A 16630-nucleotide genomic window follows, 5' to 3' on the forward strand; every position below is an offset into this window, starting at 1 on the left:
TATTCAAGATCATCTGACTCCGTGTTCAAGAAGTAAACACGGAGCAGTGGGTCATATCTAAAAACTCACAGCCGTTGAAGTATTGACTTCGAAACTTGAAGGCATAGTCTCTGCAACGTTGCTTTTACCTTCAGGTCTCACCTGTAAGGGCTCGTTCCCACCCCGGCAGCGTTGCCGCGGCCCGAGGAGATTCACGTGACCAGCACAGCGCAGGCACCTCAGTCAGGAGTCAGGACGGCTCATCCCGAACATCTCGGGCACGTCATCTTCATCGCGGCGGCCGCCGCCATGGGCGGTTTCCTCTTCGGCTACGACAGCTCCGTGATCAACGGCGCGGTCGAGGCCATCCGCGGCAAGTACGACATCGGCTCCGCGGCCCTCGCCCAGGTCATCGCGGTCGCCCTGATCGGCTGCGCCGTCGGCGCCGCCACCGCGGGCCGCATAGCCGACCGCATCGGCCGTATCCGCTGTATGCAGATCGCCGCCGTCCTCTTCACCATCAGCGCCGTCGGCTCCGCGCTGCCCTTCGCGCTGTGGGACCTCGCCCTCTGGCGCATCGTCGGCGGCTTCGCCATCGGCATGGCCTCCGTCATCGGCCCGGCCTACATCGCCGAGGTCGCCCCGCCCGCCTACCGCGGCCGGCTCGGCTCCTTCCAGCAGGCCGCGATCGTCGTCGGCATCGCCGTCTCGCAGCTGGTCAACTGGGGCCTGCTGAACGCCGCCGGCGGCAACCAGCGCGGTCACCTGATGGGCCTGGAGGCCTGGCAGGTCATGCTCGGCGTGATGGTCGTCCCGGCCGTCCTCTACGGCATGCTCTCCTTCGCGATCCCCGAGTCCCCGCGCTTCCTGCTCTCCGTCGGCAAGCGTGAGCGCGCCAAGGAGATCCTCGCCGAGGTCGAGGGCAAGGGCGCCGACCTGGACGCCCGCGTCGCCGAGATCGAGCACGCCATGCAGAGCGAGCACAAGTCCACCTTCAAGGACCTGCTCGGCGGCGGCTTCTTCTTCAAGCCGATCGTCTGGATCGGCATCGGCCTGTCGGTCTTCCAGCAGTTCGTCGGCATCAACGTCGCGTTCTACTACTCCTCGACGCTGTGGCAGTCGGTCGGTGTCGACCCGACGGACTCGTTCTTCTACTCCTTCACGACGTCGATCATCAACATCATCGGCACCGTGATCGCGATGATCTTCGTGGACCGCGTCGGCCGCAAGCCGCTCGCCCTGATCGGCTCGGTCGGCATGGTCGTCGGTCTGGCGCTGGAGGCCTGGGCGTTCAGCTACCACCTGGTCGACGGCAAGCTCCCGACCACCCAGGGCTGGACCGCCCTGATCGCCGCGCACATCTTCGTCCTCTTCTTCGCCCTGTCCTGGGGCGTGGTGGTCTGGGTCTTCCTCGGCGAGATGTTCCCGAACAAGATCCGCGCCGCCGCCCTGGGCGTGGCCGCCTCCGCGCAGTGGATCGCCAACTGGGCCATCACCGCGAGCTTCCCGTCGCTGGCCGACTGGAACCTCTCCGGCACCTACGTGATCTACACGGTCTGCGCCGCGCTCTCCATCCCGTTCGTCCTGAAGTTCGTCAAGGAGACGAAGGGCAAGTCGCTGGAGGAGATGGGCTGACCCGGACGGACAGCCCCCCGATACCGAGGAGTGGGGCCCAAGACCCCGCTGCCCCTCTCCTCGCACCCCCCGCCGCCCCCGCACCGGCCACTGCCCGGTCCGGGGGCGGCGGCCTGCGTCGGCAAGGGCGATCGGCGGATGCGTTCCGCACCAGGCCCGGGCCCACGTACATCCAGTACGAGGGCCAGGGCCCGGCACCTCAGCCGCCCACCCCCGGCAGCACCCGCTCCGAGAACAACCGCAGGCTGCGCCAGCCCTCCTCCACCGGCATCCCGCCCGCCAGCGGATGCAGGACCAGGCTGCCGGCGCCCAGCGTCACGCACTGCTCCGGCGTGAGGATGCGGTACACGCCCTCCGCCCGCAGCTCCTCGACCGTCGTGGCCGCCGACCTCACCGCCGAGCGGATCCGGCCCGACTGCCAGGAGGCGTACGTCCGGGCCTCGTGCAGGAAGTGCTCGCCGTAGTGCGCCCACGCCCGGTCCGGGTCCTCGGCGATGTGCAGCAGGGGAGTCTCGGCGGCCGGCATCATGACCCAGCCCTCGGTGCCGTACTCGGTGAGCCTCTCCTTGTAGTACGCCTCCAGCTCCGGCAGATACGCGCTGGGGAAGAACGGCAGGCCCAGCCGGGCGGCCCGGCGGGCGGCGGCCTTCGAGGAGCCGCCGACCAGGAGCAGGGGGTGCGGTTCGGTGAACGGGCGCGGGGTGAGCCGTACCGTGCGGCCCCGGTACGCGAACGCCTCGCCGGACCACGCCTTCAGCAGCGTCTCCAGCAGCTCGTCCTGGAGCCGGCCCCGGCGCGTCCAGTCGACGTCGAACAGGGCGTACTCCTCGGGCCGGTAGCCGATCCCGGCCACCGTCACCAGCCGCCCGCCGCTCAGCAGGTCCAGTACGGCGATCTCCTCGGCCAGCCGCAGCGGCTCGTACAGCGGGCCGATGACCGCCGACACCGTCACCGCGATGGTCCGGGTCGCCCCGAACACCGCGCCGGCGAAGGCGAACGGCGACGGCAGCCAGTTGTCGGCGGCGCCGTGGTGCTCCTCGGTCTGCACGGTGCTGATCCCGTGCGCGTCCGCGTACGCGGCCATCTCCAGGGCGGCCCGGTAGCGGGCGGACAGGGCGGCGGGGGCGGCGCCGGGAGCGACGAGATTGAAACGGACGACCGTGACGGGCATGGGAAGTCCCCCTCCGGTGCGGTGTGGTGGAGGGGGACGGTAGCTGACGCAGTGTCAGATGGCCATGTGTCCGGCCGGTGCGAGAGCCGTCAGACGGTGACGGCCTCGGGCTCGTCCGCCGGCTCGCCGACCTCCGCCGGCTTCGTCACCGCCGGCTTCGGCAGGGCCAGGTACAGCGCGCCCGAGATCACGATCGTGGCGACCCAGCCGAGGCCGTACTCGCCGATGACGTTGTTCTTCGCGAGCGGGCCGGTGAACCAGTCCGAGGTCGTGAACATCAGGCCCGAGACCAGGCCGATCGCCCAGGCGGCCACGGCCGCGGGGGAGAAGCCGCCCTGGTACCAGTAGGCGCTGGTGCGGGTCGTGTCGGCCATGGCCGTGCCGTCGTACTCGGTGCGGCGCAGCATGTCCGCGCCGAAGACGCCGACCCAGGCGGAGAAGGCGACGGCCAGCAGCGACAGGAAGGCGATGAACGAGCCCATGAAGCTCGTCGCCACCAGCATCAGCACCCCGCCGAAGACCAGCGAGATCACCGCGTTCACGGAGACCGCCCAGTGCCGTGGCACCTTGAAGCCCAGCGTCTGCGCGGTGAAGCCCGCCGAGTACATCGACATCGAGTTGATCAGCAGCATGCCGATCAGCGCGATGAACAGGTACGGCACCGCGATCCACGTCGGCAGGATCTCGCCGAGGAAGGACACCGGGTCGGTGGCCGAGGCCAGGTCCGGCGTGGAGACCGCCATCACCGCGCCCATGAGGACCATTGGCAGTACGACGACTCCCGCGCCGCCGACCGCCGTACCCACGATCGCCTTCGAGGACGCCGTGCGCGGCAGGTAGCGGGTGAAGTCGGGCGCGGACGGGATCCAGCTGACACCGCCGGCCGCGATCATGCCGACACCGGTGATCACCGCGGCCGTGGAGCCGCCGCCCTGGTGCAGCACCTTCGACCAGTCCGTGTTCACGGCCAGATAGGCCAGGACCAGCACCGAGAAGACGCCGAACAGGTAGGTCGCGTACTTGTTGCACTTCTGCACGGCGTTGATGCCGAGCCCCGAGATCGCGAAGGTCGAGACGACGAACGCCAGCAGCATCACCATGTCGAGCACACTGTTCGCCTTCAGACCGAACAGCATGTCCAGGATGGTGAGCATCGCGTAGGCGCCGGTCACCGCGTTGATCGTCTCCCAGCCCCAGCGGGCGACCCAGATCAGCGAGCCGGGCAGCAGATTGCCGCGCTGCCCGAAGACCGCGCGCGACAGCGCCATGCCGGGCGCACCGCCCCGCTTGCCGGCGATGCCGATCAGCCCGACCAGGCCGTACGACACGACCGGCGCGGCCACCGCGACGACGAGCGCCTGCCAGATGTTCAGGTGGTACGCCACGACGAGGCTCGCGCCCATGGTCAGCAGCAGCACGCTGATGTTGGCGCCGACCCAGGTGGGGAACAGCTCACGGGTCTTCGCGGTCCGCTCGTGATCCGGGACCTGCTCGATGCCGCGGGTTTCGAGAGCGCCTTCGGTCTCGACGGTTTTGCTCATGAAAAAGGGGCCAGACGTGGGGGGACAGTGACGATCGGGACTCTACGCGCGTCAACCGAGTGGCCACCATCGTACTTTGCTCCGACTCCTCGCTTTAAGTGGCGTTTGTCTCTCAGAGGAAGCCACAAACAGCTTCTGGACGTACCCCATGGCGGATACTGGACGCGTTATGGAAACCGTCATCCTTGCTGTAGTCATCGCCGTGGTCGTGCTCGTCGCGCTCGGCGGGCTGGTCGTGGGCAGCCGGCGCAGGAAGCCGCTGCCTCCGCCGCCCCCGAAGACGCCCGACATCACCGCGCCCCCGGCCGAGCCGCATGTCGGCGACGAGGCCGAGACGCCGCGCGACGAACCGCGCCGGACGATCGAGGAGGTGGATCTTCCCGGCCCGGCACCGGTCGTCGTAGAGGAGCCTCCTGCCGTCGAGGCTCCCGGGATCGAGATCCCGGAGCCCACCGCGGGCCGGCTGGTCCGGCTGCGCGCCCGCCTGTCCCGCTCCCAGAACGCCCTCGGCAAGGGCCTGCTCACGCTGCTCTCGCGCGAGCACCTGGACGACGAGACCTGGGAGGAGATCGAGGACACGCTGCTCACCGCAGACGTCGGCGTGCAGCCCACCCAGGAGCTGGTCGAGGGCCTGCGCGAGCGCGTGAAGGTACTCGGCACCCGCACCCCCGAGGAGCTGCGCGGCCTGCTGCGCGAGGAGCTGCTCAAGCTGGTCGGCACCGACGTCGACCGTACGGTCAGGACCGAGCCCGAGGACCGCAAGCCCGGCATCGTGATGGTCGTCGGCGTCAACGGCACCGGTAAGACCACCACCACCGGCAAGCTCGCCCGGGTGCTCGTCGCCGACGGCCGCACGGTCGTGCTCGGCGCCGCCGACACCTTCCGCGCCGCCGCCGCCGACCAGCTGCAGACCTGGGGCGAGCGGGTCGGCGCCCACACCGTGCGCGGGCCCGAGGCCGGCGACCCCGCCTCCGTCGCCTTCGACGCGGTCAAGGAGGGCAAGGAGATGGGGGTCGACGTCGTCCTCATCGACACCGCCGGCCGCCTGCACACCAAGACCGGCCTCATGGACGAGCTCGGCAAGGTCAAGCGGGTCGTGGAGAAGCACGCGCCGCTCGACGAGGTGCTGCTCGTGCTGGACGCCACCACGGGGCAGAACGGCCTGGTGCAGGCCCGCGTCTTCGCCGAGGTCGTGGACATCACCGGCATCGTGCTGACGAAGCTGGACGGTACGGCCAAGGGCGGCATCGTCGTCGCGGTCCAGCGCGAGCTGGGCGTGCCGGTCAAGCTGGTCGGACTCGGCGAGGGCGCGGACGATCTGGCGCCGTTCGAGCCGGAGGCGTTCGTGGACGCGCTGATCGGTGACTGAGCGGTTACCGAAGCCGGTACCCGACGAGAAGCGCCCGCCCCGAACAGCCGGGGCGGGCGCCTCGCTCTTCTGGCCGCGCCGCGGAGGGCGTTTCGCTCTTCCGGGGGTGGCTACGTCCGTGTGCGGGACCGGTGTGCCACGTACGCCAGTGTCCCCAGCAGCAGCCGAGCCGCCGGAGGCCGTGTCGCCGAGTCCAGCGCGGGTGGGCGCAGCCAGCGCACGGGGCCCAGGCCGCCCCGGTCGGAGGGCGGCGCGGTGAGGTACGCGCCGGGGCCGAGGCCGCGCAGGTCCAGGGCCGAAGGGTCGTCCCAGCCCATGCGGTAGAGCAGCCGGGGGAGCTCGGCGGCGGCGCCGGGCGCGACGAAGAAGTGGGCGCGGCCGTCCGGGGTGGCGGTCACCGGCCCGAGGGGCAGGCCCATGCGCTCCAGGCGGACCAGGGCGCGGCGGCCGACGGCCTCGGAGACCTCGATCGTGTCGAACGCCCGACCCACCGGCAGCATCACCGCGGCGCCCGGGAACTCGGACCACGCCTTGCTCACCTCGTCCAGCGTGGCCCCGGCCGGCACCCGCGGTGCGAAGTCCAGCGGATGCGCGCCGGGCGCCGGGCAGTCCGCGTGCCCGCACGAGCAGGCGCCGCCCGCGGCCCGCGCGCCCGGCACCACGTCCCAGCCCCACAGCCCGGTGAACTCGGCGACGGTGGTGCACTCCGACGAACGGCCGCGCCGGCGCGTGCCGGAGCGGATCTCGCGAATGCCGCCGATCGTGAAGCCCATGCCCCCTCCAACGGGTCCTGCGCGCCGGTGGTTACGACACGGAACGAGACGGAAGCGGAACGTAACGCTACGGCTCCGCTTGCCCGTCCCGACGCCAAGCCAAGGCGGCGCCTTGAAGCGCAACGGGGTGGCACCCGGAGGGCTGCGCGCCCCCTCGTGCTTCACTCCGCCCACTTCCGGCCGTCCTATGTCAAGTGAATCGTGTGCGACTGTCCGTGAGTTCATTCGAAGGGGTGGCGAATGGTGGCGTTTCTGGGATCCCGGTGGCTGAGCGGGTGATCGTAGGATTACTGTGAGTGCGCGAGTCCGGCGGGCATATGCACCCATGGGTATGCCGGAGGCGAGTCGTCAGCTCGTTCGAAGGGTGAGAACCTCCGGACGAGAAGCCGTATTTACCGGCATTCTGATAGGGCTTGGCGCGCGGCGGTCCGCCCACCGGGGCGACCGAGGATCGCAACAGGGATGGGGGCGTTCCAGTGAGTGGCAACGGCGGTAGCGGGGCGAACGCCGACAAGCGTCCCAACGAGCTGCTCGGCTCGTGGTTCGTGCGCAGCGGCTGGTCCAAGGGCGAGCTGGCCCGCCAGGTGAACCGCCGGGCCCGCCAGATGGGCGCCAACCACATCTCCACGGACACCTCGCGCGTACGCCGGTGGCTGGACGGGGAGAATCCGCGGGAGCCGATTCCGCGCATCCTCTCCGAGCTGTTCTCCGAGCGCTTCGGCTGCGTGGTCTCCATCGAGGACCTCGGCCTGCGCGCCGCCCGCCAGTCACCCTCCGCGTCCGGAGTCGACCTGCCCTGGACCGCCCCGCAGACGGTCGCCCTGCTCAGCGAGTTCTCCCGCAGCGACCTGATGCTGGCCCGGCGCGGCTTCCTCGGCACCTCCCTGGCGCTGTCCGCCGGCCCGTCCCTCATCGAGCCCATGCAGCGCTGGCTCGTCCCGAGCCCCGCCTCCCCGGTCCTCGCCGAGCCCGAGCCGGTCCTCGACTCCCGCAGGCCCGGCCGGCTCTCCAGGCCCGAGCTGGACCTGCTGGAGTCCACCACGCGGATGTTCCGCCAGTGGGACGCCCAGTGCGGCGGCGGCCTGCGCCGCAAGGCGGTCGTCGGCCAGCTGCACGAGGTCACCGACCTGCTCCAGGAACCCCAGCCGGAGGCCACCACCCGCAAGCTCTTCAAGGTCGCCGCCGAGCTGGCCGAACTGGCCGGCTGGATGTCGTACGACGTCGGGCTCCAGCCCACCGCGCAGAAGTACTTCGTCCTCGCCCTGCACGCGGCCAAGGAGGCCGGCGACAAGCCGCTCGGCTCGTACATCCTCTCCAGCATGAGCCGCCAGATGATCCACCTCGGCCGGCCCGACGACGCGCTGGAGCTGATCCACCTCGCCCAGTACGGCAGCCGCGACTGCGCCAGCCCGCGCACCCAGTCCATGCTGTATGCGATGGAGGCCCGCGCCTACGCCAACATGGGCCAGCCCGGCAAGACCAAGCGCGCGGTCCGCATGGCCGAGGACACCTTCGCCGAGGCCGACGAGTGGGACGAGCCGGACCCCGACTGGATCCGCTTCTTCTCCGAGGCGGAGCTGTACGGCGAGAACTCCCACTCCTTCCGCGACCTCGCCTACGTCGCCGGACGCAGTCCCGCCTACGCCTCCCTGGCCGAGCCGCTCATGCAGCGCGCGGTGGAGCTGTTCGCCAGGGACAGCGAGCACCAGCGGTCGTACGCGCTCAACCTGATCGGCATGGCCACCGTGCATCTGCTCCAGCGCGAGCCGGAACAGAGCACGGCCTATGCCTGCCGCGCCATGGAAATCGCCAAGAAGGTCCGCTCCGAGCGTGTGAACACTCGTATTCGAAAGACGGTCGACACGGCCGTACGGGACTACGGCGATCTCGCCGCCGTCGTCGACCTCACCGACCAGCTCGCCGTCGACCTGCCGGAGACCGCCGAAGCGGTCTGAACCTCCGGCACCGTGCCCCGGCCGCGGCCGGTCCTCCCGAACTGCCCGACTCGGCTCCCCCGCGCCAGGTCATCGGAGAGGCCCGCCGCGGCCGGCCTGCGTCTCCGGCCGCATCCTCCGCGGAAGGTTGCGCCACGATAACGATCGGCGAGCCCGGAATCCGGCGGTTCATCCAGGCGTAACAAGCACGGCGCCCTTGTCACCCCGGCGAAACAACGAGGGGCTTCCACCGAAACCGCGCTGCGCCAGTCTCATGGCGCATAACCGGCCCACACCCCCCGACCCGCCGGACCGCTCAGGCACCGCCCGCACGGAGCCGTACCAACCGACGAGGAGACGCCGATGGCCCCAGCCATCACGCTTGCCGCGGAGGCACCCAAGCTGTCTGCCGCGAACACAGGCTTCATGCTCATCTGTTCCGCCCTGGTGCTGGTCATGACCCCGGGCCTGGCCTTCTTCTACGGAGGCATGGTCCGCGTCAAGAGCACCCTCAACATGCTGATGATGAGCTTCATCAGCATGGGCATCGTCACCATTCTGTGGGTGCTCTACGGCTTCTCCCTCGCCTTCGGTGAGCACAACGGCCTCATCGGCTGGAACTCCGACTGGTTCGGCCTCAGCAGGATCGGGCTGACGGATCTGTGGCCCGGCTACACCATCCCGGTCTTCGTCTTCATGGTCTTCCAGATGATGTTCGCCATCATCACCCCGGCCCTGATAAGCGGCGCCCTCGCGGACCGGGTGAAGTTCTCGGCCTGGTCGCTGTTCATCGCCCTGTGGGCCACGATCGTCTACGTCCCGGTCGCCCACTGGGTCTGGGGCGCCGACGGCTGGGCCTACAAGCTCGGGGTGATCGACTTCGCGGGTGGTACGGCGGTCCACATCAACGCGGGTGCGGCGGCCCTCGGTGTCATCCTCGTCATCGGCAAGCGCGTCGGCTTCAAGAAGGACCCGATGCGCCCGCACAGCCTCCCGCTGGTCATGCTCGGCGCGGGCCTGCTGTGGTTCGGCTGGTTCGGCTTCAACGCGGGCTCCTGGCTCGGCAACGACGACGGCGTCGGCGCGCTGATGTTCGTGAACACGCAGGTCGCCACCGGTGCCGCCATGCTGGCCTGGCTCGCCTACGAGAAGATCCGGCACGGCGCGTTCACCACCCTCGGTGCCGCCTCCGGCGCGGTCGCCGGTCTGGTCGCGATCACCCCGTCCGGAGGTGCGGTCTCCCCGCTCGGCGCGATCGCCGTCGGCGCCATCGCCGGTGTCGCCTGCGCCGCGGCCGTGGGCCTGAAGTTCAGGTTCGGCTACGACGACTCCCTGGACGTCGTCGGCGTCCACATGGTCGGCGGCATCATCGGCTCCCTGCTCATCGGCTTCTTCGCCACCGGCAAGGGCCAGTCCACCGCCACGGGCGTCTTCTACGGCGACCACAGCTGGACCCAGCTGTGGAAGCAGTGCGCCGGTGTCGGCGCGGTCCTCGCCTACTCCCTGGTCGTCTCCGCGGTCCTCGCCTTCCTGCTGGACAAGACGATCGGCATGCGGGTCACCGAGGACGAGGAGATCTCCGGCATCGACCAGGCCGAGCACGCCGAGACCGCCTACGACTTCAGCGGCGCCGGCGGCGGTGTCATCGGCTCCGTCGCCCACGCCCCCGCCCTGGCCGCCGCGCAGACCAAGAAGGTGGACGCATGAAGCTCATCACCGCCGTCGTCAAGCCCCACCGGCTGGACGAGATCAAGGAAGCCCTTCAGGCGTTCGGCGTCCACGGACTGACGGTCACCGAGGCCAGCGGTTACGGTCGGCAGCGGGGCCACACCGAGGTCTACCGCGGTGCCGAGTACACCGTCGACCTCGTCCCCAAGATCCGCATCGAGGTACTGGCCGAGGACGACGACGCCGAGCAGCTGGTCGAGGTCATCGTCAAGGCCGCCCGCACCGGCAAGATCGGTGACGGCAAGGTCTGGTCCCTGCCGGTCGAGACGGCCGTGCGGGTCCGCACCGGCGAGCGCGGTCCGGACGCGCTCTGACCACAACGGGTGAGAACGGGAGTGGCTGGGTGACGGGAACGGACGTGCGCACGGAAGCAGAGGACTCGGGACCCAGCGGTTACGCGGCGGCCCGGCTGCGCCTCCTCACCGAGGGGGCGCGGTCCGGGCCGCCGCGCCGCGCCGCCCTCGCGGAGCTGACCGACGACTGGCTCGCCGGACTGTTCTCCGCGGCGGCGGACGGGGTGCCCGGGGTCTCGCTCGTCGCCGTCGGCGGCTACGGCCGCGGCGAGCTGTCCCCGCGCAGCGACCTCGACCTCCTGCTGCTGCACGACGGCTCAGGCCCGGGCGCGGTCGCCGCCCTGGCCGACCGCCTCTGGTACCCCGTCTGGGACCTCGGCCTCGCCCTCGACCACTCCGTGCGCACCCCGGCGGAGGCCCGCAGGACGGCCGCGGAGGATGTGAAAGTCCAGCTCGGCCTCCTGGACGCCCGCCATCTCGCCGGTGACGCCGCCCTCACCGCGGGGCTGCGTACGGCCGTCCTCGCCGACTGGCGCAACCAGGCCCCCAAACGCCTCCCCGAACTGCGGGAACTCTGCGCCGAGCGCGCCGAACGGCAGGGCGAGCTGCGGTACCTGCTGGAACCCGACCTCAAGGAGGCCCGCGGCGGCCTGAGGGACGCCACCGCCCTGCGCGCCGTCGCCGCCTCCTGGCTCGCCGACGCCCCGCGCGAGGGCCTCGCGGACGCCCGCCGGCGCCTGCTCGACGTACGGGACGCGCTGCATCTGGCCACCGGGCGCGCGACCGACCGGCTCGCGCTGCAGGAGCAGGACCAGGTGGCGGCCGCGCTGGGGCTGCTGGACGCGGACACGCTGCTGCGGCAGGTCTACGAGGCGGCGGGGGTCATCTCGTACGCCAGTGACGTCACCTGGCGCGAGGTGGGGCGCGTGTTGCGTTCGCGCGCCGTCCGCCCGCGCCTGCGCGCCATGATGGGCGGGGGCAAGCCCGTGGCCGAGCGCTCCCCGCTCGCGGAGGGGGTGGTGGAGCAGGACGGCGAGGTGGTGCTCGCCCGTGCCGCGCGCCCGGAGCGCGACCCCGTGCTCCCCCTGCGCGCCGCGGCCGCCGCCGCGCAGGCCGGCCTCCCGCTCTCCCTGCACGCCGTACGGCGCATGGCCGCCACCGCACGCCCCCTGCCCACGCCCTGGCCCGCCGAGGCCCGCGAACAGCTGGTGACACTGCTCGGCTCCGGCCGCCCGACGGTGGACGTCTGGGAGGCGCTGGAGGCGGAGGGCCTGATCAGCCGCCTGCTGCCGGACTGGGAGCGGGTCCGCTTCCGCCCGCAGCGCAACGCCGTCCACCTCTGGACAGTCGACCGGCACCTGATCGAGACAGCCGTCCGCGCCTCCGAACTGACCCGCCGCGTCAGCCGGCCCGACCTGCTCCTCGTCGCCGCCCTGCTGCACGACATCGGCAAGGGCTGGCCCGGCGACCACTCGGTGGCCGGCGAGATCATCGCCAGGGACGTGGCCGCGCGGATCGGCTTCGACCCCGCGGACGTGGCCGTGCTGTCCCTGCTGGTCCGCCACCACCTGCTGCTCATCGAGACGGCCACCCGCCGCGACCTGGACGACCCGGCCACGCTACGCTCGGTCGCCGAGGCGGTCGGCAGCCAGAGCACCCTGGAGCTGCTGCACGCGCTGACCGAGGCCGACGCCCTCGCCACCGGACCGGCGGCCTGGTCCTCCTGGCGCGGCTCCCTCGTCGCCGACCTGGTCCGCCGCGTCTCCGCCGTGCTCGCCGGGGACGCCGCCGAGGAGCCGGAGCCCGCCGCGCCCACGGCCGAGCAGGAGCGGCTGGCGATCGAGGCGTACCGCACGGGAGGCCCGGTCCTCGCGCTGCGCGCCCAGCCGGAACCGGCCGCGGAGGAGGGCGGCTCCGGTGAACCCCTCGGCGTGGAGCTGCTCATCGCCGTACCCGACCAGCCCGCCGTGCTCCCGGCGGTCGCCGGCGTCCTCGCGGTCCACCGCCTCACGGTCCGTACGGCGGAACTCCGCGCCCTGCGACTGCCCGACGACGTCGAGGACGGCTCGGTCCTGCTGCTCAACTGGCGGGTGGCCGCCGAGTACGGCTCCCTGCCGCAGGCCACCCGGCTGCGCGCCGACCTCGTCCGCGCCCTCGACGGCACCCTGGACATCGCCGGCCGCCTGGCCGAACGGGACGCGGCCTACCCCCGCCGGCGCGGCTGGACCGCCCCGCCGCCCCGCGTGACGGTGGCCCCGGCCGCCTCCCGCCACGCCACGGTCATCGAGGTCCGCGCCCAGGACGCCCCGGGTCTGCTGCACCGCATCGGCATGGCGCTGGAGAAGGCGGCGGTGCGGGTGCGCAGCATGCACGTGAGCACCCTGGGCTCCAACGCCGTCGATGCGTTCTACGTCACCACCGGCACCGGCGCGCCACTGCCGGCGCAGGACGCGGCGGCAACGGCGAGGGCGCTGGAGGAGACCCTGCGGGCCTGACCCCGCGACCCGGTCGTGCTCGCCCGCGCCCACTCAAGGGGGCACGCGAGGACGAAGAGGTTGCGGGGCCGGATACCCTGGAAGACGCTCAGACTGCCCCCGACTCCGAGGACCGACGCCGCCGTGTTCGATACTCTCTCCGATCGCCTCTCAGCGACCTTCAAGAATCTGCGCGGCAAGGGGCGTCTGAGCGAGGCGGACATCGACGCCACCGCACGCGAGATCCGCATCGCGCTCCTCGAAGCCGACGTGGCCCTGCCGGTGGTCCGCACGTTCATCAAGAACGTCAAGGAGCGCGCACTCGGCGCCGAGGTCTCTCGCGCGCTGAACCCCGCCCAGCAGGTTCTGAAGATCGTCAACGACGAGCTCGTCACCATCCTCGGCGGCGAGACCCGGCGGCTGCGCTTCGCCAAGCAGCCGCCCACCGTGATCATGCTGGCGGGTCTGCAGGGTGCCGGTAAGACCACCCTCGCGGGCAAGCTCGGCCGCTGGCTGAAGGAGCAGGGCCACTCCCCGCTGCTCGTCGCCTGTGACCTCCAGCGCCCGAACGCGGTCAACCAGCTCAGCGTCGTCGCCGAGCGCGCGGGCGTCGCCGTCTACGCGCCCGAGCCGGGCAACGGCGTCGGCGACCCGGTGAAGGTCGCCAAGGACTCCATCGACTTCGCGAAGTCCAAGGTCCACGACATCGTGATCGTGGACACCGCCGGCCGCCTGGGCATCGACCAGGAGATGATGCAGCAGGCCGCGGACATCCGCGACGCGGTCTCCCCGGACGAGATCCTGTTCGTCGTCGACGCGATGATCGGCCAGGACGCGGTCAACACCGCCGAGGCCTTCCGCGACGGTGTCGGCTTCGACGGCGTGGTGCTCTCCAAGCTCGACGGTGACGCCCGCGGTGGTGCCGCCCTGTCGATCCGGCAGATCACCGGCAAGCCGATCATGTTCGCGTCGAACGGCGAGAAGCTGGACGACTTCGACGCCTTCCACCCGGACCGGATGGCCTCCCGCATCCTCGACCTGGGTGACCTGCTCACCCTGATCGAGCAGGCGGAGAAGACCTTCAGCCAGGAAGAGGCCGCCAAGATGGCCTCGAAGCTGGCGTCCAAGAAGGGCCAGGACTTCACCCTGGACGACTTCCTGGCCCAGATGGAGCAGGTCAGGAAGATGGGCTCCATCTCCAAGCTGCTCGGCATGCTGCCCGGCATGGGCCAGATCAAGGAACAGATCAACAACATCGACGAGCGCGACGTCGACCGCACCGCCGCGATCATCAAGTCGATGACCCCGGCCGAGCGCCAGGACCCGACGATCATCAACGGCTCCCGCCGCGCCCGTATCGCCAAGGGTTCCGGTGTCGAGGTCAGCGCGGTGAAGAACCTGGTCGAGCGGTTCTTCGACGCCCGCAAGATGATGTCGCGCATGGCGCAGGGCGGCGGTATGCCGGGCATGCCGGGTCTCCCGGGCATGGGCGGTGGCCCCGGCCGGCAGAAGAAGCAGCAGAAGAAGGCCAAGGGCAAGCAGCGCTCCGGCAACCCGATGAAGCGCAAGCAGCAGGAGCTGGAGGAGGCCGCCCGCCGGGCCGCCGCCGCCGAGGGCGGGAACGCCTTCGGGCTGCCCCAGCAGGGCGGCCAGGACTTCGAGCTGCCCGACGAGTTCAAGAAGTTCATGGGCTGAGTTCGTCTCTGGTTCCACCACTGCGCGTGCCAGGGGTTGGTCATTGTCGTACCGTCCGCATATGACCAACCCCGCGCCGCCACGCAAGTCGCCCGACCAGCCCTGGCGTACCGAGGGCGCCCCCGACGAGCCGCCGCAGCAGCCCGGCGGGCGCCGGATGCGCGGGGGCTGGTGGCGGCTGGTCGTCACCGCGCTGGTCGTGTACCTCGTCGCCAACCTGGTGTTGTCCTACTTCGACCAGGCCAACGAGCCGACGATCTCGTACACCGAGTTCAGCAGGCAGGTCAACGACGGCAACGTCGCCAAGATCTACGCCAAGGGCGACTCGATCCAGGGCCAGCTGCGCAAGCAGCGGAAGAAGCCCGAGGGCGGCGGGGACTACACCAAGTTCAACACCGAGCGCCCGTCCTTCGCGCACGACGACCTCTGGGCGAACCTGACCAAGCACAAGGTGACGGTCACCGCCGAGCCGGTCGTCCAGCACCGCAGCTTCCTGTCCAACCTGCTGATCTCGCTGGCGCCGATGCTGGTCATCGTCGCCCTGTGGATCTTCGTCGCGCGGCGGATGAGCGCGGGCCTCGGCGGCGCGGGCGGCATGCTGGGCCGCAAGGCCCCGCCGAAACCGGTCGAGCTGGTCCCGGGCGAGAAGCGCACCACCTTCGAGGACGTGGCCGGCATCGACGAGGTCGAGGGCGAGCTGAACGACGTCGTCGACTTCCTGAAGAACCCCGACGCCTACCGCCGTATGGGTGCCAAGATGCCCCGCGGGGTACTGCTCGCCGGACCGCCCGGCACCGGCAAGACGCTGCTCGCGCGCGCGGTCGCCGGTGAGGCGGGTGTGCCGTTCTTCTCCGCGTCCGCGTCCGAGTTCATCGAGATGATCGTGGGCGTGGGCGCCTCGCGCGTGCGGGAGCTGTTCGCGGAGGCCCGCAAGCTCGCCCCGTCGATCATCTTCATCGACGAGATCGACACCATCGGCCGGGCCCGCGGCGGCGGGGCGTCGATGGGCGGGCACGACGAGCGCGAGCAGACCCTGAACCAGATCCTCACCGAGATGGACGGCTTCTCCGGCTCGGAGGGCGTCATCGTCATCGCGGCCACCAACCGCGCCGACATCCTCGACCCGGCGCTGACCCGCCCCGGGCGCTTCGACCGGGTGGTCCAGGTCTCGCCCCCGGACCGCGGCGGCCGTGAGGCCATCCTGGAGATCCACACCCGCGACATCCCGCTCGCCGGGAACGTCGACCTCGCCCAGGTCGCCCGTACGACCCCGGGCATGACCGGCGCCGATCTGGCCAACCTCGCCAACGAGGCCGCGCTGCTCGCGGTGAAGCGGAAACAGGCGCAGGTGACCCAGTCCGACCTCTCCGACGCCCTGGAGAAGGTCCAGCTCGGCGCGGAGCGCCCGCTGGTGATGCCCGAGGAGGAGCGCCGGCGCACCGCGTACCACGAGAGCGGACACGCCCTGCTCGGCATGCTCCAGCCGGGCGCCGACCCGGTCCGCAAGATCACCATCGTGCCGCGCGGCCGCGCGCTCGGCGTCACCCTCTCCACGCCGGACGCCGACAAGTACGCGTACACCGAGGAGTACCTGCGCGGCCGGATCATCGGCGCCCTCGGCGGCATGGCGGCCGAGCAGGTCGTCTACGGCGTGATCACCACCGGCTCCGAGAGCGACCTGGAACAGGTCACCAGCATCGCGCGCGGGATGGTGTCCCGCTGGGGCATGAGCCGGGAGGTGGGCCGGCTCTCCGCCCTCCCCAACGACGCCCAGCAGGCCTACGGCCTCGCCGCCGCCCCGCAGACCCTCGACGTGATCGACGCCGAGATGCGCCGGATCGTCGACGAGTGCTACGAGGAGGCCTGCCGCAAACTCCGCGACCACCGCGGCCAGTTGGACGCTCTCGCCGAGGCGCTGCTGGCGAACGAGACGCTGGAGGAGGCGGACGCGTACCGGATCGCCGGGATCACCCGCCTGACCAAGGACGCCGACGCGTCCTAGGGTCTGTCGTCAAACTCCCGTCTGCCTGGCGGCAGA

The 16630-nt window shown here is 71.0% G+C and carries 11 protein-coding genes; 8 read left to right on the plus strand and 3 right to left on the minus strand.

From position 1 onward, the window contains the following. Positions 1 to 195: 195 nt before the first annotated feature. Positions 196 to 1614: a sugar porter family MFS transporter gene (locus tag ABT171_RS05930; protein ID WP_351240230.1), complete on the plus strand. Its 1419-nt coding sequence runs from the start codon at positions 196 to 198 to the stop codon at positions 1612 to 1614. A 199-nt stretch (positions 1615 to 1813) separates the two neighbouring features. On the opposite strand, the gene ABT171_RS05935 is transcribed toward ABT171_RS05930, so the two are convergent. Together ABT171_RS05935 and ABT171_RS05940 are read right to left on the minus strand one after the other, a co-directional pair. Next, the gene (locus ABT171_RS05935) at positions 1814 to 2785 is read right to left on the minus strand and encodes an LLM class flavin-dependent oxidoreductase (RefSeq protein ID WP_351240232.1); all 972 of its coding nucleotides are present in this window, start codon (positions 2783 to 2785) and stop codon (positions 1814 to 1816) included. 89 nt (positions 2786 to 2874) lie between these two features. Then, a complete protein-coding gene (locus tag ABT171_RS05940; protein ID WP_351240234.1) occupies positions 2875 to 4326 on the minus strand; it encodes a cytosine permease in 1452 nt (483 codons plus the stop codon). Positions 4327 to 4495: 169 nt separating this feature from the next. On the opposite strand from ABT171_RS05940, the gene ftsY reads away from it, so the two are divergent. Beyond that, entirely contained in the window at positions 4496 to 5695 is a 1200-nt protein-coding gene (gene ftsY / locus ABT171_RS05945; protein WP_351240236.1) for a signal recognition particle-docking protein FtsY, read from the plus strand. Between the two features lie 110 nt (positions 5696 to 5805). Here ftsY and ABT171_RS05950 read toward each other — a convergent pair whose 3' ends face one another. Next, positions 5806 to 6468, minus strand: coding sequence for a bifunctional DNA primase/polymerase (locus ABT171_RS05950; RefSeq protein ID WP_351240238.1), 663 nt, complete (start codon positions 6466 to 6468; stop codon positions 5806 to 5808). A 476-nt stretch (positions 6469 to 6944) separates the two neighbouring features. Between ABT171_RS05950 and nsdA the strand changes: the two genes are divergently transcribed. The 6 genes from nsdA to ftsH all read left to right on the plus strand — a co-directional run bounded on the left by nsdA (position 6945) and on the right by ftsH (position 16594). Continuing rightward, positions 6945 to 8423, plus strand: coding sequence for a transcriptional repressor NsdA (nsdA, locus tag ABT171_RS05955; protein WP_351240240.1), 1479 nt, complete (start codon positions 6945 to 6947; stop codon positions 8421 to 8423). A 342-nt stretch (positions 8424 to 8765) separates the two neighbouring features. Then, the gene (locus ABT171_RS05960) at positions 8766 to 10109 is read left to right on the plus strand and encodes an ammonium transporter (protein WP_351240242.1); all 1344 of its coding nucleotides are present in this window, start codon (positions 8766 to 8768) and stop codon (positions 10107 to 10109) included. Next, entirely contained in the window at positions 10106 to 10444 is a 339-nt protein-coding gene (locus ABT171_RS05965; protein ID WP_100828472.1) for a P-II family nitrogen regulator, read from the plus strand. The genes ABT171_RS05960 and ABT171_RS05965 overlap by 4 nt, the downstream gene beginning before the upstream one ends. A gap of 29 nt (positions 10445 to 10473) precedes the next feature. Further along, complete coding sequence (locus ABT171_RS05970) at positions 10474 to 12918, plus strand: [protein-PII] uridylyltransferase (RefSeq protein ID WP_351240244.1); 2445 nt, start codon at positions 10474 to 10476, stop codon at positions 12916 to 12918. Positions 12919 to 13041: 123 nt separating this feature from the next. After that, positions 13042 to 14592: a signal recognition particle protein gene (ffh, locus tag ABT171_RS05975; protein ID WP_351240246.1), complete on the plus strand. Its 1551-nt coding sequence runs from the start codon at positions 13042 to 13044 to the stop codon at positions 14590 to 14592. Between the two features lie 61 nt (positions 14593 to 14653). Next, positions 14654 to 16594 (plus strand): ATP-dependent zinc metalloprotease FtsH, encoded by a 1941-nt coding sequence (ftsH, locus tag ABT171_RS05980; protein WP_351240248.1) that lies wholly within the window; start codon positions 14654 to 14656, stop codon positions 16592 to 16594. The last annotated feature ends 36 nt before the right edge of the window (positions 16595 to 16630 follow it).

This window comes from Streptomyces sp. NPDC001851, from assembly GCF_040297165.1.
Classification (GTDB): Bacteria; Actinomycetota; Actinomycetes; order Streptomycetales; family Streptomycetaceae; genus Streptomyces.